Origin of the sequence: Nodosilinea sp. FACHB-141, assembly GCF_014696135.1 — a bacterium.
Lineage (GTDB): Bacteria > Cyanobacteriota > Cyanobacteriia > Phormidesmidales > Phormidesmidaceae > Nodosilinea.
The window spans coordinates 36740-60329 of the sequence record NZ_JACJPP010000012.1; the positions used below are offsets into that span (position 1 = coordinate 36740).

Annotated in this window: 19 protein-coding genes and 2 pseudogenes; 8 read left to right on the plus strand and 13 right to left on the minus strand. The window is 53.3% G+C overall.

What is annotated here, in order from left to right; translation table 11 throughout:
- Positions 1-145: 145 nt before the first annotated feature.
- Complete coding sequence (locus H6F59_RS12590) at positions 146-898, plus strand: red chlorophyll catabolite reductase (RefSeq protein ID WP_190700025.1); 753 nt, start codon at positions 146-148, stop codon at positions 896-898.
- Positions 891-1805 (plus strand): NmrA family NAD(P)-binding protein, encoded by a 915-nt coding sequence (locus H6F59_RS12595; RefSeq protein ID WP_190700042.1) that lies wholly within the window; start codon positions 891-893, stop codon positions 1803-1805. Before H6F59_RS12590 ends, H6F59_RS12595 begins: the two co-directional genes overlap by 8 nt.
- A gap of 159 nt (positions 1806-1964) precedes the next feature.
- Here the strand turns inward: H6F59_RS12595 and H6F59_RS12600 are convergent.
- Positions 1965-2302 (minus strand): annotated as a pseudogene (locus H6F59_RS12600) (GFA family protein).
- Between the two features lie 122 nt (positions 2303-2424).
- Positions 2425-3075 (minus strand): glutathione S-transferase family protein, encoded by a 651-nt coding sequence (locus H6F59_RS12605; protein WP_190700772.1) that lies wholly within the window; start codon positions 3073-3075, stop codon positions 2425-2427.
- A 555-nt stretch (positions 3076-3630) separates the two neighbouring features.
- On the opposite strand from H6F59_RS12605, the gene H6F59_RS12610 reads away from it, so the two are divergent.
- A complete protein-coding gene (locus H6F59_RS12610) occupies positions 3631-4422 on the plus strand; it encodes an SDR family oxidoreductase (protein ID WP_190700045.1) in 792 nt (263 codons plus the stop codon).
- A gap of 102 nt (positions 4423-4524) precedes the next feature.
- Here the strand turns inward: H6F59_RS12610 and H6F59_RS27655 are convergent.
- The 3 genes and pseudogenes from H6F59_RS27655 to H6F59_RS12625 all read right to left on the minus strand — a co-directional run.
- Positions 4525-4830 (minus strand): annotated as a pseudogene (locus H6F59_RS27655) (YkvA family protein); the annotation flags it as partial.
- 408 nt (positions 4831-5238) lie between these two features.
- Entirely contained in the window at positions 5239-5805 is a 567-nt protein-coding gene (locus H6F59_RS12620) for a hypothetical protein (RefSeq protein ID WP_190700053.1), read from the minus strand.
- Positions 5806-5902: 97 nt separating this feature from the next.
- A complete protein-coding gene (locus H6F59_RS12625) occupies positions 5903-6655 on the minus strand; it encodes a cyclopropane-fatty-acyl-phospholipid synthase family protein (RefSeq protein ID WP_190700064.1) in 753 nt (250 codons plus the stop codon).
- A 496-nt stretch (positions 6656-7151) separates the two neighbouring features.
- Between H6F59_RS12625 and H6F59_RS12630 the strand changes: the two genes are divergently transcribed.
- Positions 7152-7400, plus strand: a complete 249-nt coding sequence (locus H6F59_RS12630) for a hypothetical protein (protein WP_190700067.1) — start codon at positions 7152-7154, stop codon at positions 7398-7400.
- Between the two features lie 510 nt (positions 7401-7910).
- Here H6F59_RS12630 and H6F59_RS12635 read toward each other — a convergent pair.
- From H6F59_RS12635 to H6F59_RS12650, 4 genes are all read right to left on the minus strand, one after another.
- A complete protein-coding gene (locus H6F59_RS12635) occupies positions 7911-8645 on the minus strand; it encodes a succinate dehydrogenase cytochrome b subunit (RefSeq protein ID WP_190700070.1) in 735 nt (244 codons plus the stop codon).
- Positions 8642-9478, minus strand: coding sequence for a SirB1 family protein (locus tag H6F59_RS12640; RefSeq protein WP_190700073.1), 837 nt, complete (start codon positions 9476-9478; stop codon positions 8642-8644). Before H6F59_RS12640 ends, H6F59_RS12635 begins: the two co-directional genes overlap by 4 nt.
- Positions 9479-11026: an NAD(P)/FAD-dependent oxidoreductase gene (locus H6F59_RS12645; protein ID WP_190700075.1), complete on the minus strand. Its 1548-nt coding sequence runs from the start codon at positions 11024-11026 to the stop codon at positions 9479-9481.
- A 221-nt stretch (positions 11027-11247) separates the two neighbouring features.
- Positions 11248-11649 (minus strand): hypothetical protein, encoded by a 402-nt coding sequence (locus H6F59_RS12650; RefSeq protein WP_190700078.1) that lies wholly within the window; start codon positions 11647-11649, stop codon positions 11248-11250.
- Between the two features lie 277 nt (positions 11650-11926).
- On the opposite strand from H6F59_RS12650, the gene H6F59_RS12655 reads away from it, so the two are divergent.
- Both H6F59_RS12655 and H6F59_RS12660 read left to right on the plus strand, forming a co-directional pair.
- A complete protein-coding gene (locus H6F59_RS12655) occupies positions 11927-14050 on the plus strand; it encodes an FAD-dependent oxidoreductase (protein ID WP_190700083.1) in 2124 nt (707 codons plus the stop codon).
- A gap of 330 nt (positions 14051-14380) precedes the next feature.
- Positions 14381-15535, plus strand: a complete 1155-nt coding sequence (locus H6F59_RS12660) for an acetamidase/formamidase family protein (RefSeq protein WP_190700086.1) — start codon at positions 14381-14383, stop codon at positions 15533-15535.
- Between the two features lie 95 nt (positions 15536-15630).
- On the opposite strand, the gene H6F59_RS12665 is transcribed toward H6F59_RS12660, so the two are convergent.
- The 3 genes from H6F59_RS12665 to H6F59_RS12675 all read right to left on the minus strand — a co-directional run bounded on the left by H6F59_RS12665 (position 15631) and on the right by H6F59_RS12675 (position 19224).
- Entirely contained in the window at positions 15631-16242 is a 612-nt protein-coding gene (locus H6F59_RS12665; protein WP_190700777.1) for a heme-copper oxidase subunit III, read from the minus strand.
- A gap of 222 nt (positions 16243-16464) precedes the next feature.
- The gene (gene ctaD, locus H6F59_RS12670) at positions 16465-18141 is read right to left on the minus strand and encodes a cytochrome c oxidase subunit I (RefSeq protein WP_190516400.1); all 1677 of its coding nucleotides are present in this window, start codon (positions 18139-18141) and stop codon (positions 16465-16467) included.
- Between the two features lie 84 nt (positions 18142-18225).
- Complete coding sequence (locus H6F59_RS12675) at positions 18226-19224, minus strand: cytochrome c oxidase subunit II (RefSeq protein ID WP_190700090.1); 999 nt, start codon at positions 19222-19224, stop codon at positions 18226-18228.
- 496 nt (positions 19225-19720) lie between these two features.
- On the opposite strand from H6F59_RS12675, the gene H6F59_RS12680 reads away from it, so the two are divergent.
- Positions 19721-19996, plus strand: a complete 276-nt coding sequence (locus H6F59_RS12680) for a hypothetical protein (RefSeq protein ID WP_190700094.1) — start codon at positions 19721-19723, stop codon at positions 19994-19996.
- A 203-nt stretch (positions 19997-20199) separates the two neighbouring features.
- Here H6F59_RS12680 and H6F59_RS12685 read toward each other — a convergent pair whose 3' ends face one another.
- Positions 20200-21183, minus strand: coding sequence for an RNA polymerase sigma factor, RpoD/SigA family (locus tag H6F59_RS12685; RefSeq protein ID WP_190700097.1), 984 nt, complete (start codon positions 21181-21183; stop codon positions 20200-20202).
- 878 nt (positions 21184-22061) lie between these two features.
- Between H6F59_RS12685 and murI the strand changes: the two genes are divergently transcribed.
- The gene (murI, locus tag H6F59_RS12690) at positions 22062-22907 is read left to right on the plus strand and encodes a glutamate racemase (protein WP_190700102.1); all 846 of its coding nucleotides are present in this window, start codon (positions 22062-22064) and stop codon (positions 22905-22907) included.
- Positions 22908-23590 lie beyond the last annotated feature (683 nt).

The following is a 23590-nucleotide window of genomic DNA, read 5'->3' on the forward strand; positions in this document are numbered from 1 at the left end:
GCCCTATTATTTACTCGCGGTCACAGAATATTGTGTAGTGGCGATCGCACCCTCCTCTGCAAGCCTAAAACCTGGAAGAATTAGCTTTTTGATGCCGGCCTGTGAAACCACAATTTGACGAGCAGTTAATTTGTTTGAATCAGTAATGACTTCTCAAACTGATCTAAACTATGCCACCTTATTTGCAAAGCTCCAAAGCATTTTGAGTGAGTTGCAAAGAGAAGTAACCCAACAAATTTCGGCTCTTCCTCAGCTAAATCAACCGCTTCGAAGCTTTCAGAGCCCTGATGGCAACGTGACAGGCTCGCTTCTGACTTTTACTGGAGAAGAGCTAGATTGGCTGGTCTATTCGTGGTTTGATGCCGCTCAAATGAAATTTGGCACTACGCGCTTGACTCTTTGGCTAAGTCCGCTGATTCAAGTGCCTCACTTAGCCTTTGAATTTGGCACAAAGCCTGATCTCTTCTTCTACATCGACTACATACCTAGAGTCGATTTATGGACTGACTTAAGCTATACAGAAGAATACTATGAACCTTTGAATGCCACTTACATGGCGTTGCGGGAGAACCCTAATCTGTCTTTGTTTGTGAGCAAGGCGCTGTACATTAGGCAGTTGCAGTCCCCAACACCGCTTTGCTTTACCTGCCCTACGACCCAAGACTCTCTCGCATTGATTGAACGTACTGCCCAAGAGATGTGTTCTCGCTGGCTCACCTGGGTTAAGCAGGCAGCACCTGTCCCCGTAGAGCACCAAGCTGCGTTGGCAAAACGGGATCTACTGATGCGAAAAACTGTGGCCGAGCGAGATCCAGGCAATGCTGTAGCCACGCAGATTTTTGGGAAAGAGCTGGCAGATCAATTGATCCGTGCCTTGTGGAGTAAGGACTATGAGTAACTCAGAAGCAGCGATCGGCAAAGTGCTACTCATCGGTGTGACTGGGGGAACGGGCAGTAATGCCGTCAAGGGATTGCTTGAACAAAAGGTAACTGACCTTCGTGCAATCACCCGCAAAATTGACCTTGAGCGTCCTTCCCTATCTAAATTACACAACAGCGGTATTGAGCTAGTTGAAGCTGATCTTGATGATGAGTCTTCATTGAAAGCAGCTTTCGCAGATGTTTCAGCCGTCTATTGTCACGCAACTGCTCCAGATTCTGCTAAACCTGACCCCCAGGAAGTGGTAAGGGCACAACGAATAGCCCAAGCTGCTAAGCAAGCCAATGTCAGCCACGTTGTCTACAACTCTGCGGGAGGAGCCGATCGCAAGTCTGGCATTGCTCACATTGAGCAAAAATATCGAGTAGAACAAATTCTCAAGCAGGCAAATTTGCCTACAACTATGTTGCGCGCCTGCTTATTCATGGAGGAGTTTTGGAAGCAATACACTCGTCCGTCTATTCTCAAAGGGTCTTTTCCTTTCGCAGTTCAACCCGATAGACCGCTTCATTTGGTTACAACAAAAGATATGGGGCGAGTGGCCGCATACGTGATGAAGCACCGCTCTGAGTATGTTGGCAAAGACATTGAGCTGGCTGGAGACGTGTTGACCCCCAAACAAATGACGGCGGCATTTGCTAACGCACAGGGAAGCACTGTGGTTTACAAAGAAGTACCTCCCTGGATTTTCTTGCTTTTGTTTCGCAAGTCGCTGTTTGATTTGATTCAGTGGTATCGCCGGCAGGGCTATCAAGCGGATGTCTCTGCTCTAAGAGAGGAATTTCCTGGGTTGCTCACTACTTTTGCTGATTTTTTAGCAGAAACCAGCTGGGCAAACCCAGAGTTGACGTACCAAGATCTATAAAATTTTCAAGGGTTTGTACGAGTGTTTACGAGCTGTAGATTGGTTTGGGCTGGCGGAACTCAACTTCCACTGTTGGGTCAGTTGGCTACCGACCCTAGCGCTTAATCCATTGAGCCATCGTATCTGTTGCGGCTGGAGATGAAGATCTAATCGTATGACCTACTCTTCAACGCGACTTGTGGCGTGGCGATCGCGCTCATACCGTCTTGCTAGTGGAAGCGGTGGCAACCAGGACTCACGACGAATGCTCCAGTTTTCGTAGGTTGGCATCAATTGGTCAGGGGCATCTAGGGAGCCCAGATGCACTTCGATTTTGTCTGCGGTGCGCGCAAAAACGTATGAGCCACAGCGAGGACAGAAAAATCGACCGTAGTAGTCGCGGGTTTCGCCAGCGATCGCTACGGCATCTTGAGGGAAGAGCGCGGCAGCGTAGAAGAGGGCTCCATAGTGTTGCGGCAGTCGAAACAGTGACAAACGCCAACCTGATAGGGACGCAACCAAAGTGCTGGGCATACAGTGTAGACGTAAGCTAGCCATGGACGTGCGCTGGTTTTCCGGGTTTGTCCCTTGCTCTTGAAAAGAGTAGGGCAAGTTGGCTCTGATTTCGCCCCTTCTGTTATCAGCCGGTTGCTTGCCCAGTGAAAACTGCTAATTGAGCGTCAAAAGCACGTTTGAAGGCGGGTCGCGCTTCGCCACGGGCGACGTAGGCGGCGAGGGTCGGATATTGCTCCAAAATATTTGAGCCGCCCAGTCTGCGCAGCACCTGCACCATCAGTAAGTCACCGGCGCTGAAAACATCGTCGAGCCAATCGGCATCGCCAAGCCGCATGGAAAGGTCATCTAACCGGCTGCGGATGCGATCCTCGATGAGGGGCAGACGCTCTTCGTACCAGGTCTTGTCGCGCTCCAAGTACATCGCGGCTTCGCGCTGCACTATGGGCGGCTCTACCGTGGCGATCGCGGCAAACATCCAAGTGATGGCGCGCGCCCGAGCATTGGCATCTTGTGGCAGCAGACCCGCATGGCGCTCCGCAATATGGAGCACGATCGCCCCCGACTCAAACAAGGCGAGATCGCCTTCTTCATAGGTCGGTATTTGCCCAAAAGGATGAAGCGCACGATGGGTAGTTTCTTTCATTGCGCTGAATGAAACAAGACGAACGTTATAGGGCTGGCCCACTTCCTCAAGCGCCCAGCGCACGGGCATGTCACGCGCTAGTCCTTGGCCGCGATCGGGCGACTGTTCAAAGGCGGTGATGGTGGGGACCATTTGAGAACTCCGGTTGCCCATTTTCCTGCTCCTTGACGGATTGTGTGCTTGCTCTCGTTAGTCGAATGGCACAATACAAAATCGACAAACCACAGGATTCTTCCACCGATAGCTAACTGTGAGCCTAACGATCGCAATTACCAGATGCTAATAACCTCTGCTTTCAACCGGCCTAAACAGTATCTACAAGGGATTTGCGATTGCACTGTCTTTTGGGTTAGCCAACAAGGAGTAAGGGTGGTTAGTCGCGATCGCCCTTCAAACAAGTCTTCGGCCCTCGCCCCATAGACACAATTTGGAGTGATGAGGTTACTAGGCTGCCCTAGCCCAACGCTTCATCGATTGATTGCAAGCAGCCTAATGACGGGTCATTTCAGCGGTACGGAGCACCCCTTAGAATTGCGCCAGAGTGTCTGTCTGTTAGCTGCAACCGAGTAGTTAAACATAGCTACTGTATTACTGCTCCCCTAATTATCTTAGTAATAGCTCTTCGGAATGATGCAGAAATCATAAACTTAGCTGAACCTACTTTAGTAGAGTGAAAAATAAATTTGTATGACGACAGCCTTGATCACCGGAGCCTCTGCTGGCATTGGTGCAGCATTTGCCCAACAATTAGCAGCGCATCAAACCGATCTTGTGCTGGTCGCTCGTTCCCAGGACAAGTTACAGGAACTTGCTAATTCCCTCAGGCATCAACATCAAATCCAAGTAGACATTATCGTCCAAGATTTGACAGCACCGAACGCAACAGAAACTATCTTTCAAACTGTGCAGCAGCTTGGGCGATCGATCGACCTATTGGTCAACAATGCTGGAGTTGGAGATTACGGTGATTTCACCGAAAGCAATCGAGACCTTCAGCTTAAGATGGTGCAGCTTAATATTGCAACGATTGTGGATTTGAGCCATCGCTTCTTGCCTGGAATGCGGCAGCGTCGAACTGGAGGGATAATCAATATGTCTTCAGTGGCTGCGTTTCAGTCTATGCCCTACTTCTCGATCTACGCGGCAACAAAAGCATTTACTCTCAGCTTTAGCGAAGCATTGTGGGCCGAGAATCGCAGCTACGGCGTGCATGTACTAGCTGTTTGTCCAGGACCAGCTGGCATTAAGTTCTTCAAAGAAGCGGGATTTCCGTCGTCCCTGATTAACGTCGCTGAAAAAATCGATACGCCGGTTAAGACTGTTGTACAAGATGCCCTTGAGGCATTTGAGAAACGAGAGCCGATCGTGATTCCTGGCAGTCTAATTAATCCTATTCTGGCTACGCTGCCTCGGTTTGTGCCGCGAGAGTGGGTTTCTAGCTTCTGGAAGTTGATATTAGGGCATGATTTTGACAAATGAGAGCATCCTCTGAGCTTATTTGTTTAGAAAGTGGAGCATAAAACGAACTGCAAACACTGCAAGCAGAACCCAAATAATCAAAATTATTCCTGCTGCTATTCAATTCTTTGGCTTATTGCGTTGTGTAGTAGACTGCGACCGTACTCGGCATTCTGCCATTACCTCTAGAGGAATCATCTTGAGTGCAAGCGTAATACCGATTGGAACAAGAATTAAATCATCGAGATAGCCCAAAATCGGGATAGGATCGGGGATCAAGTCAATAGGGCTAAAAGCGTAGCCAACAACACAGGCTGTAAAGACTCGTGCATACCAAGGTACGCGAGGATCACGATATGCCAAATACAGCGCGTACAACTCTGTTTTTAATCGCTTGGCTTGTTGCTTCAGCTTCTGTAGGACTGTCATGCACCATCCCAACTACGTTTAATAAAGCAACTATATCTGTAGTGTGACAAGTAAATATTAGGTACACATTCTTACAAGTGCTGAATGCCCTACCAATGGTTTGACAACTACGTCCTGCACAATGAACCCAAGTGATCTAATTACGTATTAAGCGCTAAAACTGCTGAATAAGCCCCTAATTCTAGGGTGTTATCGCTCGCTTTTGGTGGTTAACGCCTGAGTCTGGGGGCCTTATCCGTCAATTAGCCTGAATAAGCCCTCTTACTGGATGCTTGTATAGCAGCTTTTGGGTTTGCAATCCCTGTCAGTTAGGTTGTGCAGCTTTGTCAAAGGCAATAACCCGGCGCTAGCAATGGTTTCGTTGGGGTTGGCGATAGCGAAACCCAACCTACTCGCTACAGGAGCTAGTCATAACTGAACGAAGCGAACTTTCACGTTTTTTGCGGGACGGACGTAATCCGTGATTGGACAAATCTCACCGTCCCGCGACAGCTCTTCGATGGATTGCCAGAAAGTCGCCTCGTTGGGATGCATGCCAAAGACAAAATATCCTGGATGCACTGCGTCGAGTGCAAACCAGATTGGCACGTTGATGCCTGACGCAGTCTCGTAGAAACAATCGCCGGCGGGCAGTCCCCCCTCCCAAGTTGCGATAATTTCCGCATTTCTTGCAGCGAGCGGACCAACTTGCTTCTCCACTACTGTATTGAGTCGTCGCTCTACCTCGTCGATCGCCGCGTCCTCAGCTGTTTGGTTCCAGTTTGGAAAGTCCGGACGCACAGCTTTTGCCAACACATAATGCGGGGTCGGATTGCCCAAAATTCGGTAAAGTCTGAAAACGTCGAGCGGCACACCCATAGGTGAGATAACGCTAAATGTAGCGGCTGTAATTGATTTTACTTTGCCACCAGCTTGAACCAACAGTCCGCTGCCATGGCGTGTTACTACGTTAACACCAGCGATCAGTAGAGGCATAACAAATCAAATTAGCGGCGGCAGATAAACTCGAACTTAGCACCAGAGGCTTTCAACCGTCCGCCTGCATTTGAATTGTTAGACGGACGGCTTTTTTCTAAGCTGCTTGCAGAACATAGAACGTATAACCATAAGAGTCGCTGAATTTTTCAAACAGTCGCATCTCTTCTTCAGTTTCACGAATAACGGATTGAGTAATTGGGGTGATTTTGATCTGCTGTATTCGCTCACGAAGCGGTTCATAGTAATTGACCCACCAAGCCTGACTCGGCAGCCGATGCGTAGAGAGTACGCTAAAGCCAGACCGACTTGCCCGAGCGATATTCTCAGCTTCAGTCCCCATCATCGGATAGGCATTTTGCCAATACGCGCTCACAGGATCTGGTGCATCATCAATAAACCAATTCATCTCAGATATAACGGCAATACCGCTGTTAGTAAGAAGCGGTCGCCAGAGTTTAAGACCCTGCTCAAACCCAATATGATAAACCGCTCCCTCAGACCAAAGCAGGTCAACTGAACCCGCTGACCAATCAAGTTGAGCCATATCACCCTGAATCGGAATGATTAAATGCTCAAGACCAAGCTGTTTTGCACGCGTTGCCAATTCGTCGATAAAAACCGAAGAAGAATCAACTGCCATGACCGTGCTTTGGTAGTGTTGTGCAAGCAGCAATGCACCAGCACCGCTTCCACATCCAAGATCGGCAATTCGCGGCTTGATCGGCAAAGTAGAAAGATGGCTCAAAATGTGGCGCGAGAAGTCAGAGTCACCTGGCCCTTTACGATCGCGTCCACAGTGTAAATTAATCAAAGCGGTGATGTACTCAGTTTGAGTGTCTGTACTCATATGGATTTTTGGTAGCTTTTAATATTAAGAGGCTCTTGCCGTCTAACTCTGTATTAAGTGTCAAATCTGCTGGATAAGCCCCTTATTTCAGAGTGTTATCGGTCACTTTTGAGGATTAACACCTAAATTTAGGTGTCTTATCGGTCAATTATGCTGGATAAGCCCTCTCACTGGGTGCTTCTCCAATAGCTTTTGGGTTTGCAATCTCCAAGAGCATCTGTGACCCCGATTGCTCTTCCACTGTTGACGGGTAGCGATCGCACCAGTACACTCATTCACTAAGCCGTTCGACCAGAGCGGTGACCACACAGAACTCGAAAATCTTGGCGCTGCCTGAAGGTGCGGGAACACCGACAGACAGCTAACCCCGCAAATCTAGCAGGCAGATTGCGAGGCTAGGCTCATCGTACCCTAGCCCCCTCAGTTTGCACTTCAACTGCGGGTGGCTGGGGTTTTCGCGTTCTGTCTTCCTCAACCACAACTGGAGACAGAACCGATGTTTGAATACCTCGAACCCGACGCATCTGGTGCGTCAAACTTTCCGCCTGCCCAGCATTCTCAGCCCCAGCCTCGCTCTGAGCGATTGCGCCACCTGCTCTACGGCAGCCGCGCCGCCATAGACCGCACGATCAAAATCCTCCACGCTTACGGCTACGCCGACCCCAACGACTGGAGTGACCCCATCCCCACCGACCAACCCAACCAGTGGATGGCGATACTGACCAAGATCTTGCTGATTGAGTAGTTTCTCACCAAGAAGCCGTGTGCCTGCTGTTCTTACCCAAACTGGGCTACAAGCAGCGGGCACCTGGTTTCTAGTCGCAAACTGGCACAGCTGTTTAGCGTTCGCGCAGCGCTGCAAGGCGATCTGCGCCCTTAGATCGCCAATGCGGCATAGCAGATCGCCAATGTGGCATAGCTGTTTAGTGATCTGCATCCTCAGATCGCCAAACTGGCACAGCTGTTTAGTAATGTGGCACAGCAGATCGCCAATGTGGCACAGCTGTTTAGCGATCTGGCACAGTAGTTTAACGTTTGCACAGCGCTGCGAAGCAATCTGCACCCTCAGATCGTCAATGCGATGCAGCTGAGCGCCACTGAGGCACGGCAGGTCAACCATTGCCCCCTCCACTTAGCCATTAAGCAGACTCCGAACTGGAAAAAGGTAAACCACAACGACTCAAAGCCCCTCTCCCAAGGTTGGGAGAGGGGTTTGGGGAGAGGGCAAACTCGCTGATTTGAGGTGCAATCGCCCCTAGCTCACCAGACCCAAATAAATCGCCCAGGGCAGCAGCAAAAAGCCTGCCGCAACGCCAACGCCAACCACCGCACTCGTTCCGTAGGCCAAGGGCCGAATCCCTTTATCTAATAGCCCCATCGATTGCAGCGCGCTCCAAAACCCGTGGCGCAGATGAGAGGCCAGCAGCACCAAAATGACCGTATAGCCCACCACGTAGGGCAGCTCCTGAAACTTTTCAATCACCAACCGGGCCAGATCGCGCACGGTGTCGCCGCCCAACTCAGTGGGGTAGTAGGTGCCAAACCTAAACGTCCGCAGGTGAATGACTAAAAACACCGCCAGCGCCAGGCCGGTGATGATCATCGTGCGCGAGCTGAGAGTTTGGTAGCTAGAGCCACCCGCTGACTCGTAGGTGCTGTAGCCCTCGGGCCGCGCCTGCCGCTTGCGCCAGAAGATCTCAATGCCAACCCAGGCGTGGAGCAGCACGATCGCCGCTAGCGCCAGCTCAAAGGTGTAGTAGACAACATGAAAGTTGCTCACCAGCAGAGCGTAGGCATTGTAGGCATCGCGGCCGACAAACAGCAGCAGATTGCCAGCCATGTGCACCAGCACAAAGGTGACCAGCGCCAGCCCAGTGAAGCCAGTGATTAACTTTTTGCCAATGGACGAACGATAGAACGTCAGCAAAGGCGACGCTCCAGTTGTAGAAGATTCAGGCTTTTGTTGAGGAGCTTTGAGGGTGTTGGTCATGGTTCGTCTTGCACGCGCTCGATTTGCTCAATCACTCGGCGAATTTCAAAGGCATCGCCGGCATTGGGATGCTGGTGAAGGTAGCGCTCTAGGTCAAGCCGAGCCTGATCGAGCAATCCCTGCTGATAGTGAATCAGGCCGCGATCGCGCCATTCGCCCACCGCCTCTGGGGCGATCAGCAAGATGCGGTTGATGGCATCTAGCGCCTTGGGTACATCTCTATTTTGCAGGTAAATTAGCTTCAGGTTAGTCAGAATGCGCACCAGAAAGGTGGCCGGAGTAATCGGACTTAGGTGCTGGGGCTCTAGCTGGGTGGGGTCACCAAACATCTGCTTGAGCCGCTCGCGGCAGTCTTGCTCAAACATAATTTCGCCCCGATTGAATGGATCGACAAAAACATCCATTTCGTTCACGGTAGGGCGAATCAAGAAATGCCCCGGCATGCTCACCCCCGCCATCGGGAAGCCAATGCGATCGGCTAGTTCTAAATACACCAGCGACAGCGTGATTGGAATACCCACCCGCCGCTCAAGGACGTCGTTGAGAAAGCTGTTGCGCGGGTCGTAGTAGTCAACGCTGTTGCCGCTAAAGTTGAGTTCGCTAAACAGATAGTCGTTGATCGCGCCAATGATCTTGAGCGGGTAACGATCCTGCGGTAATCGCTGCCGCAGGGTCTCGGCCATGCGATCGAGCATTGCCAGATAGTCATCCACCACCAGATGAGGGTAGTCTTCTTGGGCAATATACAGCGCCGCTCGGGCCAAGCTCACCTGAGCTGTTGGCCGTTGCAGTTCTTGGTAGAGGCGCTCTCGGGACAATGCAGAATGGGTCATTTAAACGTCGTAATCCTTTCCGCTGCCATAAAACAGTCGATCGCGCCACCGATGGCTATAGTATCGCGGCACCGGTGGCAATGACTCAATTACTGGACTCAGGGCACGGACCAGGGGTTCCAAAGCGCTATACCCTGCCAGGCTGCTATAGTGCCCCAGCCAGCTGACCAAAGCCCCTAACCCTACCTGGGGAATAATCTTAGCCACCAGCGCTGGATATTTGATGGATGTCACCGCCAGGGTTTTGGCCAGGGCCGGAAACTGCACCACATCCTGCAAAAAGGGTTTGAGGGTGGGCTCGCCCAGCTCAGCCATGGCGGCAAAGATCGCCGTCAACATGGTGTTGATGTGCTGTTCAGAGAGGGTTTGATCAACCCCCACGCTCATCGATTTTTGAAATAGCCAGGTGACCGATAGGTTGGGTTGGTAGGGCTGGAGCGCACCTAGGGCCGTGGAGCTGAGGCGATCGCACCCCAAAGCCTCATCAATGCCCGTCACCAACCGCTCCAAATGGCGAATCATCGCTCCAAAGCCGCCAAAACTCAGGGGCGACTGGCTGCCACTGCTGTCGCCCACCGCCAGGGTGCGCCCCCACGGATATCGCAGCGGGCTCTCTTTATAACAGGGAAAGAAGCCAAACAACGCCCGCTGTACCCGCAGATCCTCCAGACTCACCCCCTGATATTCCGGCAGCAGCGTCCAGTACTCTTCAAAAAAGTCCATTAGGCTCAGGCGGCGAGGGTCGGCGTCCATGTAGGTAAACATGTAGGTGGTGCGCCCGTCCCGCGCCGGAAACGCCTCCCAAAAGTATTGGCACTGGTGCCGGAGGGGCGTAAACGACGCGAGCAAATCGCCTGTGTCGTTCTGGGAGTAGCCCTGGGCGCAGGTGCCCACCACCAAACACACCGCATCGGGCTTGGCGGTGCCCCGCGCCTGCTGCACCAGGGGTGAAAAGTGGCCCATCGCGTCAATCAGCAGGCGAGTGGTAAATGGCTGGCCAGCTTTTACCTCTACGCCATTGGGGTGCACCTGGGCAGAGTCAAAGGCGGTGTGCTCAAACAGCTGGCCCCCAGCGGCTAAAAACTTGGCCTTAAGCCGTTCTAGCAAGCCCTTGGGGTCAACCCCGACGTTGAGCACGTCCTCAACCCACAGCGGCTCGCCATCGCCAAACTGAATGCGGGCCGGGTTGTATTCTGAGGCGATAACTTCCTCTAATTCTGCTGTTGTCAGCAAGCCTAGATCTATTAGGGCGGTCAGCTCGCGTCGCGAAATATTCCACTCTTGCTCGCGGCCCTGCAACTGGCCGCGCTCTAGCAGCGCCACTCGCCACCCTCGCTGGGCGAGCCCTGTTCCCACCAGCACCCCTAGAGTGCCGCCGCAAATCACGACATCCCATTCAACCGATTCCAGCGGCGTTTCAGCCTGGTGAATAACCTGTGGCTTGGATAGGTTGCCGGTGCGGTAGCGCAGCCACAGGTCGTCAGCCCGCTGAAGCCCTGCTAAAGGATGGCCTGCTAGGCCAGAAAGCATTTGTTCAGTCAGGCTCATAAAATGCCGCAAAAGGCCACAGAATACTGCTTCCAGTCTAAATCTAAATCGTTTGAACCACAGGAACCGGGGGCGTCGGCACTATCAAGACTGTCCAGGCAGCGCTTTCGGGTTTAGGGTAGCCCTCAAAACCTGACAAAAAAGCAGCTCCAAAGTTGAAGCTGCTACAAGCAAATCAGCGAAAGTGAAAAATTAAAAGCAATTTTGCCGAGGCAACCGCTCTACCGCTTAAAGAAGCCTTTGACGGAGTCCACGACGCCTTCAGCGGAGTCTTTGGCGGCGTTACCGGCATCTTCAACAGCGTTCTGGCCGCGATCAAGACCCTGCTTAGCCCGGTTAATCTCGCGCTCGCTGAGGCCGCGATCGGTGCCCTTGTCTACATCAGCGGGCACACCACCTAGGCCTTCTTGGAGCCGGAGCTTGACCTGGTTGACGGTGTCGCCGTCCTTGGTAATGCGGTCAAGTTCACGCTCAGCCCGCTGTTGCACAATGTCTCCGGCTTCGTTGCCCAGAGCTGCTGCTGGGGTGCTAAAGCCAAACAACAGGCCAGAGCCAATTACCAAAGTAGCGAGACCAACGCACAAAAGGCGCTGAAGCTTGGACGCGATCGCATTAACAGTCATGAAAAGTCTCCCGAGAAAAGTCACACTCACCAGTAATTAGTAAAGTGTTGGTGCTTGTCTTGTTATAGAGCTAGCAGAGACAGTGAGACCTCGCTCAGCGGGTAGATCTGGTTTAGCAATTTAGTTACATATTGCAACCACCCGGTCTCTTACTTTTGGCTGACGGTCTGTCAACCAACTATTCGTGCCCTAAATCTTCGTGTCGCCCGTGGGCAGCTCTAGCGCACCACGGGCCGCCTAGCCTAAAATCGTTGCAATCTAAAGTCTTACCCTCACTATGGCCAATGCCTCTAACCCGATCACCCAGCGAAATGGCGTTTTTTCGGAGGGGGCTTTTACTCGCCCGGTCAGCGGCGCAGCGCTAACCTGCTCGATTCTTGTTGTCGGTGGCTCGACGGCGGCCTACACTACGACACTGACCGCCCTGCGGCTGAATTTAGATGTGTGCCTGGTGCAGCCCCACAAAGTCGTGGGGGGACAGTTTACTGCCCAGGCGCTGCCCGCCTCCGACGACGGCGACCTGCTCCAGGCCAAGGCTACGCTCTACACCGTCGATGGCGAAGAATTTGCGATTTCTAAAGCGCAGCGAGCCTTTCGCGATCGCCAGCGCGAGCTGCAACCGGTGGGTGGCCAAAAGGTGGCTAACCCCGGCGGCGGATGGGTCAGCCCGCTGGCGACCACCCCAGTGGTGGCCGCGACGGCAATGAATGAGGCGCTGCTACCCTATCTACGCGACGGTCGCCTCACCCTGATTCCGTTTGCGGAGCCGGTGCAGGTGGTGATGCAGACAGTGAACGGGCGATCGCGCGTGCAGGCCGTTGTCTGCCGCGATACCCAGGCGGGCTACACCTTCACCGTCAGTGCCAAAGTCACCGTCGAAGCCACTGACCTAGGCGACCTGCTAGAAGTCGGCAACATTCCCTCCCGCGTGGGGCAGGAGGCCCGCCACGAAACTGGCGAGGCCATTCTGCCCGAAGATGCCCGTCCCCAGTGCCAGCAGTCGATCACCTTCGACGTGGTAGTCGAGCACACGGCGCGGGGCAAGGGAGTGCCCATCGGCAAGCCCGACGGGTTTGAAACCGAAGGCTGGGTTGGCCTCAAAGAATTCACCAGCAACTTCTGGACCAAAGCTAAGCCCGACCAGTGGCAAAAGTGGGGTTTCTTTAGCGATTTTGGCATTTTTCGCTATCGAAGGCTGCTCAGGTCGCAAACCAACGAGAAAAAGGTCGTTCCTGGCGATGTTGCCGTGCTCAACTGGGGCACCTCTAGCGAGCCCGATCGCGCTTTTTGCTGCGGCAACGACTACCGCCCAGGACGACTGGTGGGTGTTAGCCGCGAAGAGCGGCAGCTGCACATCCAGCGGGCGCGGCAGCGGGCACGAGCCTATGTTCACTATCTGCAAACCCACGGGGCCGCCGACCTCAAACCCCGGGGCGACCTCACTTGGACCAATGACGGCATCGCCCTCGAACCCTACATTCGCGAAGCCCGCCGCGGCATTGCCTTAGCCACCGTTCGCCATGAGGATGTGGCCGAAACCTTTTTCCCCGATCAGGCGCGGGCGCGGTGCTTCGACGATTCGGTAGGCATTGGCCAATACCACTACATGGATCTGCACGGCAATGACGCCAAGGGTCACGTCAGCCCTCGGGGTAAAGATGTGGTGGCCCTGCCCTTTAGCCTGCCCCTAGGCTCCCTAGTGCCCAGGGATACCGATGGCCTGGTGCTATCGGCCAAGAGCCTAGGCACCACCCATATCACCAACGCCGCCTACCGCATGCACCCAATGGAGTGGGCGATCGGCGAAGCCAGCGGCTTCCTCGCGGTGTTTGCTGTGTGGACAGGATTGGATCCTAGAGTGTTGGCTACCGAAGAGCAGCACATTCGTAAGATTCAGGGCTTCATGGCCCGCAACGGCATTCCCATCTTTTGGTTCAACGATGTCAGCCACGATGACGCCGATTTTGAGGCCATCCAAGTGCTGGCGGCGGCGGGCATTATCCGCAGCGAAAACCCGAAGAATCTCAACTTTAGACCCCACGCTCCGGTCAACCGGGCGGTGGTGGCCACGGCTCTGGTCAACGTGCTCAAGCTGCCCACTAAGCTGCCTGACCCGTCCACCTCAGGGCCAACGTTTAAGGACGTGCTCCCCGGCAAGCACTGGGCCTACATGCCCATCGAAACCCTCTATGCCCACGGCATGATCGCTGGAGTCGGCCATGACCGCTTTGCCCCCGATGCCCCGATCACCCGCGAACAGCTCTCGTTTTTGGTCAAGCGAGCTATGCCCGAGGTCTACGACAAAGCCTTTGGTCGCACCCCCATCGATCGCCAAAACCTCCAGCGCCGTGAACTCTCTCGCGTGCTCTACGAGGTGCTTAAAGGCCGATTGGGGATTTAGCGCTTCAAACAATCCGAAGTGGAAAGGGTTTCAGGTACAAGGCGCAGGGTATAGGTGTCGCGGGAGGTCTTGAACCTCAGTTTCCAGTGCTTTGTACTGAATCTCGCTTTTTATAGTCCAGTCGGCTGGCTTACTCAGCACTAAGGTTCGACAGAGTTTCTGTTCTTGCAGAGGTGCGCCTCACAAAAGCGGCTATTTATCCTGCTTTCTCCCCAAAGACCAATCCAAAGGTGGTTTTTGTCAGAATTTAGGTAATAAACATTACAACGGCAGCGCCTAGAACCCTGTTCACTAGATCTGGTCAATTAGGCGTTTATGGTCAGTTAGCCAATGAAATTGTTTAAGCGAATTAAGCGCCAGTCGCCCCTGAAAGCGTCCAAACGGCTGTTGCAGCTTGTCAGTGGAGTTGGGGTTTGTCTGCTGGTGGCAACAGCCTGGTCGTCGTGGTTTGATCCCGCTGCCGCCCAGTTTGAAATCTACGACGTTCAGTCAGTGCCCGGCAACGTGATTTGGGGAGAGTTGTTTAAGCCTGATAGCGAGCCGATTCTGACCGTCAAATCGGGCGATCGCATTCGCATGGAGACGGTCTCCCACGAAGGCATTCTGGCCGATCAGGGCGACACCGTTGAGTTTTTGACCGGCGGCGGCATCAAGGCCAATGACATTCTGCCCGATCAGCTCACCATCAAGGGTACCGTGCCTAAATCTGGGCCAGGCCCTCACGTCATCACCGGGCCAATCTACGTTGAAGATGCCGAACCCGGGGACGTGCTCGAAATCAGAACCCTCGACATCGCCTACCGCGCCCCCTACGGCGTCATCTCCAACCGCCACGGTAAGGGGTCGCTACCAGGCGAATATCCCGAAAACGATGCCCCCATTTACACCAAGATCATTCCCATCGACGCCGAGCGAGAAATTGGTATCTTTAAGCCTTCTAACGGGCTACCGGATCTCGAAATTCCCCTCAAGCCATTTATGGGTCTGATGGGCGTAGTCCCCGCAGCGGTGGAGGACGCGGCCAACTCTGTACCCCCTGGCCTCTATGGCGGCAACGTCGACATCAAGCATTTGGGACGAGGCAGCAGTCTGTACCTACCGGTGCAAGTGCCCGGCGCGCTGTTTTACTCGGGCGACCCGCACTGTGCCCAGGGCAATGGCGAAGTGGCCTTAACGGCGATCGAGTGTTCTCTCTTACCGACCTTTGAGCTAGTGCTCCACAAAGATATGGAGCTACCTGCCCCTATGGGTGAAACCGCCGACGCCTGGATTGCCGTTGGCCTCGACACCGACTTAAACGAAGCGATGAAAAAGTCGGTGCGCGAATACCTGCGCATCATGGAGGAAAAGTACGGTCTGACCAAGGCCGATGCCCTGCTCTACGGCAGTGCCGACATCGACTTTGAGGTGTCTCAGGTCGTGGATATCGTCAAAGGCATCCACGGAGTGATTCCTAAGGAACGCTTCACCGCGCTAGAGAAGTAACGCTTGCTAAATCCAACCCAAACGCTAGGGCTGTAGCGCAAAAAGAACCCCGGTTTCGTGAGAAACCGGGGTTCTTCGTCTTAGAGACAATAGTCCTAAATCAGCGTTAGCAGGTAGATCAAGCTAAACAGCACAATCCACACTACGTCCACAAAGTGCCAGTAGATCTCGGCCATCTCAGGACCAGTGTGGGTGATGTCGGTGTAGTGGTTAGCTCGGCGCGATCGCCACAACACCCCCAAAATTAGCACCAGCCCAATGAACACGTGGGCTCCGTGGAAGCCCGTCGTCAGGTAAAAGCAGTTGCTAAACAGGTTGGTCTTGAGACCGTAGCCCAGGTTCATGTACTCATAGACCTGGCCAGCCAGAAAGATTGCGCCCATGGCAGCGGTAATGCCAAACCACTTGCGCATACCCGCTAGGTCATTCTTCTTGATCGCCTTGGTGCCCAGGTTGATTACCCAGCTACTCGACACCAGAATCAGGGTGTTCACCGCCGGTAGCAGCAGCTCAACCTCGGTCTCTTCTGGGGGCCACTGCACATGGCTACCGCGAAAGACGAGAAAGACAGCAAAGAAGCCAGCAAACATCAAAAATTCTGAGGCCAAGAAGGTAATCAGGCCCAGCACTCGCAAATCCTGGTGCTCTTCGTGGGCCGCCACCTCGTGGCCAGTAACCACAGGGGTAGAGTCAATTGCGCCTTGCATAGGGTTATCCAGGGTAAAGGGCAGAGGATGAGTGGGGAAGATGGGGAAATGAGGAGATAAGGAGGTGGAGTGCGGTGATCTCAAAGCGATCGCCCCCGCTTGACTTGTCATAAAGCCTAACCCGATCGCCTATGACTGGCAGGGTACTGGGGCGATCGCCGTGAGAAAACTTACCAAAGTTAGATCTCCCAAATCCGAAGTCAACGCTAGGCTATAACCTCCCTAGGAGCGCGACGCGGGTAGCGGCTCGCCCGCTGGTCCTACCTCGTCAGATCTCTCCATACCGTAGGCGTAGGGGCCGTGGGTGAGCACCGGTAGCACTTCCCAGTTTTCGATGATCGGCGGCGAATCGGTCGTCCACTCCATCGTCATAGCATTCCAGGGGTTGGGGCCAGCTTCCTTACCTTTCATCCAGCTCCAGATCACGTTGAAGTAGAAGGGAATCACCGACACCGCCAGAATGTAGGCTCCTACCGTCACTAGCTGGTTTAAGTGAGCAAACTGCGGGTCATACATGGCTACCCGGCGGGGCATCCCCTGCATCCCCAGGTTGTGCATTGGGGTAAAGGTAAGAATGGTGCCGATGAAGGTCAACACAAAATGCACCTTGCCCAAGGGCTCATTCAGCATGCGCCCGGTGATTTTGGGGAACCAGTGGTAGATCCCTGAGTAAATGCCAAACACTGAGCCGCCGTACAGCACGTAGTGGAAGTGGCCTACTACGTAGTAGGTATCGTGCACGTGAATGTCGAAGGGAGCTGCGCCTAGGGTGACGCCGCTGAGGCCGCCAAACACAAACATCGACAGCAGCCCTACCGCAAACAGCATGGCGGTTGTATAGCGAATTTTGCCGCCCCACAGAGTCGCTACCCAGCTAAAGATTTTGATCCCCGTAGGCACCGCCACAATTAGCGTCGAGATGGTGAAGAAAATCCGCATCCAGGGGGCAGTGCCGCTGGTGAACATGTGGTGCACCCACACAAATAGCCCTACCAGACAGATGGTGAGGGACGAATAGGCGATCGCCTTATAACCAAAAATCGGCTTGCGAGCATGCACCGGGATCACCTCCGACATAATGCCGAAAATCGGCAAAATCATCAGGTACACCGCCGGGTGCGAATAAAACCAGAATAGGTGCTGATACACCACCACGTTGCCGCCCGCATCGGGCTTAAAGAACGAGGTGCCAAAGTTAATGTCAAACAGCAGCAGCACCATAGCTGCAGCCAGTACCGGGGTGGCAAACAACGCCAAAACTGAGGTGGCTACCATAGCCCAGCAAAACAGCGGCATCTGATCCCAGGCCATGCTGGGCACCCGCATCTTCCAGATCGTGACCAAGAAGTTCACCGATCCCAAAATGGAGGAAGTACCCACCATAATTAAGGCCACGCACCACAGGGTCTGGGGCAGGTTGGCGGTAATCTCGCTCAAAGGCGGATACGAGGTCCACCCCGACTGGGCACCACCGCCTAGGAAAAAGCTGGCGGCCAGTACCGCACCTGCAGGTGGATTAAGCCAAAAGGCTATGGCATTGAGCTTAGGGAATGCCATGTCCCGTGCTCCAATCATCAGCGGAATCAAGAAGTTGCCAAACCCCCCGATCGCCGCCGGCACAATCCACAAAAAGATCATGATTGTGCCGTGGTTCGTCAAAAAGGCGTTGTAAAGCTCGGGGCTCAAAAAGTCAGAGTTGGGGGTGGCCAGCTCAGTGCGCATCAGCACCGCCATAAAACCGCCCACCAGGTAAAACAAAAACGACGTCACCAGGTACTGAATACCAATTACCTTGTGATCGACGTTAAAGGTGAAGTAGTCGTACCACTTCCACTTATCCGGATGGCCGTGGCCACCCTGAAGCTCCGTGGGCTTGATCGAAATATCTGCTTGAGCCATGAATTGGGGTTGTCTAAACGGCTATAAAAACTGTGGAAAATTTGAGGAAGCAATCTCCCAGAGAGACGTTCAGCAGAGATGAATTTAATGGCTCATCGAGGTCATCTGGGCGATCTGAACCGGAGATTTTGCCAAATCCGGGGCAATTCCCGCCAAATATTCGGCATCGGTAGCAGCATCAGCGGGTTGAGCCACAGTAGTGGTGGGCATCGCCTCGGCTACACGACTCGCTACCCAGTCGGCGTAATCTTCGGGGGAGTGCACAATCACCTGGGTCCGCATAGCGCCGTGGTAGGACCCACACAGTTCAGCACAGACCACCGGATAGGTGCCCTCGCGGGTTGCCACAAAACGCAGTTCACCAGGTTCACCGGGCAGGGCGTCCTGCTTCAGGCGAAACTGAGGCACCCAAAAAGAGTGGATTACATCCTGAGCTTCAATTTTGAGCTGCACATCTTTGCCTACGGGAATGTGCAGTTCTCCATCGGTAATGCCCGTATCGGGGTAGCGAAAAATCCAGGCGAATTGCATACCTGTGACGTTCACCGTCACGTCAGGCTGATTCATCTGCACCAAAGGACTGGCACCAAAGCCATAGACCTGGGTTTTAGAAAAAATGTCTTCGTCAGTCGCCGCCGCTTGAGCAACTAGTGGGGCAATATCGATCACCGACTGCTGTGGAGCCATGGCCACCATAGCCCCGTGTCCGTGGTGACCACCGGGCGAAAAACCGCCCATCTCTTGAAAGACCACAACACTATATAGGCCCAAACCCACAACGATCACAGCGGGAATGGCGGTCCAAAATGCCTCTAGGGGCAGGTTGCCCTCGATGGGCAGACCATCAGTCTCATCGCCCTTGGGCTGGCGAAAGCGAATTAGCGAATAGACGATCGCCCCCTGCACCACAATGAACAGGGCCGTACCAATAGTCATCATGACGTTAAACAGGTCATCTACCAAGGGTGCCTGCTCAGATGCCTGCTCCGGTAGTAGATTGTGGTTTTGCCCCACCCAAAGACTGACCAGGGTGACAACGATACCGAGAACCAGCGTCCAAAAGGGGGCGGGAATTTGTTTCATGGCTACTCTCCTAAGGAGATGTTGCGAAAGATGCAAACCTCACCCTAATGAGGATATGCACCTGGAACGTGAATTAACTACCAGGGCTAAAAAACCATCAGCCATGTCTCTTCGCATGCTAAAGGTCAGATCTAGTCTGGCTTAAGAAACTTCTGATTTGCTTCAACTCCGTCAACGAACCGCGGCATCTTTGTGAAGTTGTGTAACTCCTGAGGTCGTCAAGAAGCTAGGACTTCAAAAAATAACCATCACTAGGGTCTAACGCAAATCCTATCGAATTGGAGACGATTAGCGATTGGCTGTGGTTCTTTAGAGCTCAGTCCTCTCTAAACGTCGCTAAAACAGGGGCATAGCCGCTGCCTTAAGTGCTGGGCCGCCAAGTTACATTTTCTTGCACATCGGGGTAGTAGCTGAAGGATGGGCATTCTAAGCCCATTGCTCGGGTCACAGGCTTGACTAACGGCCGCGGGCTTTTGTACCCAGGGAGAGATTGCACATGGACTTTCCAATGGCCTCTAGCCAGCCCGATGTTCGCAAGGAAGCCCTTGTGGCTCTAACGGCCCAGTTTGTTAAGCAGGGTCATCCCCCCAGCTATGCTCAGCACATGGCTACTGCTTCTATTTTTCAGGCCGATTTAGAATTGCGCAACGCTCAGTTCAGTCGTCTGCTCGCCTGGCTCAAGGAGTCCCACGCTGACATTTATCCTAAGGCGCTAGAAATTGCTGAGGACGTGCGGCAAGAGTTTGAGAAGCGCGTCACTGGTGAGTTTTAACAGAGCTGCTGCCGCTGCCTACGACCACCTAACCCCTCAAAGATGGCGAAATAGGCGATCGCACTCTCCATTGGGCACTACCTATGGGTGCATGTGACATAGCTTAGTTCTACTGTGAATAGCCAAATTACATACGCAAAAACCGGCCCTTGCTCAGGAAAACATGTCCTAAGCAAGGGGCGGTAAATAGTTGGCGCAATCACCTAGCTGGCGATATAGCCATGCATGGTAGATTTGCGGCGGCGCAGGTGTTTAAGAGCCTGTTGCTCTAGCTGGCGCACCCGCTCGCGGCTAATGTTCATGCGGTTACCCACCTTGGCCAGCGACAGCTCGTTGCCATCCTCAAGGCCGTAGCGTAGGGTAATCACCTCTTTCTGCTGAGGGGTAAGCTCAGAGAGCAGATTGCGAATGTCCTGCTTCAGCGACTCTTGAGCAGTAAAGGTTTCGGGCGAAATGCCGTCGTCTTCTAGCAGCTCTTGCAGCTCGGTGTCCTGGTTGTCACCAATGCGCACATCCAGCGAAATGGGCTGCCGCGCCAGCACCAAAAACTCGCGAATTTGCTTAGGCTCTAACTCCAACGCCTCACCAATCTCGTTGGCGTTAGGGCTACGGCCTAGCTGCTGAGACAGCTCGCGCTGTACCCGCTTGATCTTGTTGAGCTTTTCGGTGATGTGAATGGGCAGTCGAATGGTGCGTGCCTGCTGAGCGATCGCACGGGTGATAGCTTGGCGAATCCACCAGTAGGCATAGGTTGAGAATTTGTAACCCTTAGTAGGGTCAAACTTCTCAACGCCACGCTCTAGACCCAAGGTGCCCTCTTGAATGAGGTCTAGAAATTCTAGGTTGCGCTTCTGGTATTTTTTGGCGATCGCCACTACCAGACGCAGGTTTGCCTCAATCATTTTGCGCTTGGCTCGCTCGCCCTGACGCACAGTATGGTTGAGCTGAGCTTCGTCTAAACCAGCAGCTTCGGCCCACTCGTTTAGACTGGGTTCATGGCCCAAGGTCTCAGTCAGGCCTTCTTTTTGCTCTAGCAGCGCCATATAGGACTGCACCTGCTTACCGAAGATAATCTCCTCTTCGTGAGTGAGCAGCGGTACTCGGCCAATCTCATGGAGGTAGGTTCGTACAGCGTCAGCACTGTAGAGGGGCTTGCTTTTTAACGTACGGGTCTTTGTTTTAGCCATGAATTAACCTTTGTCCTCCACTGACGATGCAGCAAACGCTGAATGCTGAAACCCAAAAATTGATAAAAAAACCATCACCTTTCAAAAATGCCTGGGCCGAATCACGGAGAGATAGCGAGCTTCTCGGCCTTGTATCGACTTCAATACTGAACTGAGAGCAATCAACCTTAAGTTCTGTCTCTTACACACATCCCTTTGCTCTGACGAGATGCGGTTCTACAATCTTCGTCCCTGATCCTTAGAGATCAGGACTAAGTTAATCACTCGCAATGCAGAGTCACCAATCCAACAGTTATCCAGATTTGTATCTGCTGAAGCTGCGGTCTGACCAAAGTTGCAAAGCCTAAGGCCGATACGGAGGGCTAGAGTTCTCAACAAAACTCGAAGCCATTATGAGTTTACTCCTCCAGAATATAACAACTCTCTGGTTGCGTAAAGTGCTACAGGTGTAGTTATGCGTTTGACGGGCGTAGCGGTCACTTTGTTTCCCTAGGGATTTAGGTTAGCCAACTGCAGTCAGGCGGTCTGCATCAGATGTTTCAGTTCCAAACTGAACTTGAGACTGATGCTTTACAAGAACATCTTCATTTTCAATGATCGAGGCCTTTGGGCGTGGGGGTTTCCCTCCTGAGAAAACCGAACCTGTTGAATGTATATAGGCGTAAAAGTAGGTAAAGACTTCTCAAGTTCCAGGGTACTGAAACTGTGTAGCAGGGGTGTGTCGGCGGTATGGCAACTCTATGGCGGGACAGCGGCATACTACAACCTGATGGCTCTCTTAACCTGATCTCACCGGCATTGGCACACAACCTGCTAGCGACTGCTCAAAAACCGGTAGACTCAGTGAGATTATTTTTCATCCCTAAGCACAAGCACCCATGAACAACGGGTTAGACCATCGCCTATTGGCTACGCGACCGGCTCCTATTGGTATCTTTGATAGCGGTGTGGGTGGCCTCACCGTGCTGCGAGAAATCTATCGCCAGTTGCCCAACGAGTCGGTACTGTACTTTGGCGACACGGCGCGACTGCCCTATGGCTCGCGATCGCCCGAAGAAATTCTCTACTTTGTGCGCCAAATCCTGACCTGGATGGCTGAGCGGGGAGTCAAGATGGTGATTATGGCTTGTAACACCAGCTCAGCCCTAGCCCTCGACCCGGTGCAGGGGGAGTTCCCCTTTCCAGTGCTGGGGCTGATTCGGCCAGGGGCTCAAGCGGCAGCTTTGCAGGGTCGTCGCATTGGCGTGATTGCGACTCAGGCTACTGTTACTAGCCGCGCTTATACCCATGCCATTCAAGAGATCAACCCAACCTGCCAAGTGTGGGAGGTGGGCTGTCCTAACTTTGTGCCTATCGTCGAGCAGAACCAGATTCAATCGCCTCAGGCCCAGCGCACTGCCGCTACCTATCTACAACCGCTAATTGCTGCCAACATTGATACTCTGGTATATGGATGTACCCACTACCCTCACCTGGCTCCAGTCTTGAAGCCGATTTTGCCAGTCACAACCCAGTACGTTGATCCAGCGATTTCTATGGTGGCCGCCGCTGCCAAAGAACTCGACGCCTTAGGGCTCCGCAGTAGTATCCCTGCCTGGTCGACAGAGTTTTATGTGAGTGGCTCGGCTCCTGAGTTTAAGAGCTTGGCAGTGCAGTGGTTAGGTCACCAACCCACTGTGCGCCAGGTTCGTCTGCCTGAGCTGGTGGCCAATCCCCAAGGCTAAACTCCCAAGGCTATCCTTGGGAGCGGCGCCGAGTACTCAGTCGCTGGGCTAGCACAAGCATGCCGTAGATTAGGAGTAGGTAGGCGATCGCTAGCAGCGGAATAACGATTAAAGAAGCAGAGTAAGTCATGGTCGGCAGCAGCAGGTGGGAGAAGACCGTAAATGCGTGACGAGCTTAGGTACGGCCGAGAGCAGCAAGGTGCTGCAAAAACCAGCTCCCTCTCTACAGAAAGAACATTGCTCGCCAACAATCTCGGGCGACAACCCGCCCGTAGACGCTAGTAAAAACACGACCGAGCGCTCAAGAAGCCAGTGGAAACTCCACTTAGCACCGCGATCGACTTAATTGAGGAAACGAGACAAAATCCAAGCAAAAAACTTGTCGACTTTGTTGCATTTCCTTTAGAAATTCTTAAGTTAATCCTACCACGGTATTTTGCCCCCGGGTGAGAAATATGAGGTGTACAGTCGCTTAAGTTTTAGCTATTTTTGGAACTCGGTTTGCGCTGTATAGTCCAGTGCTGCGGTGCCGGTTTGGGAGGGTGAAACGCAGGCCTAACAACGGGTTCAAGCCTATGGCCAATAGCTGGCTACGCTACGACCGTAGACTGACAGGCAGCAAAAAAGGCCAAGCTTTTACCAATACTCCTCCCGGGGTTGCCTTAGAATGACGATAGAATATG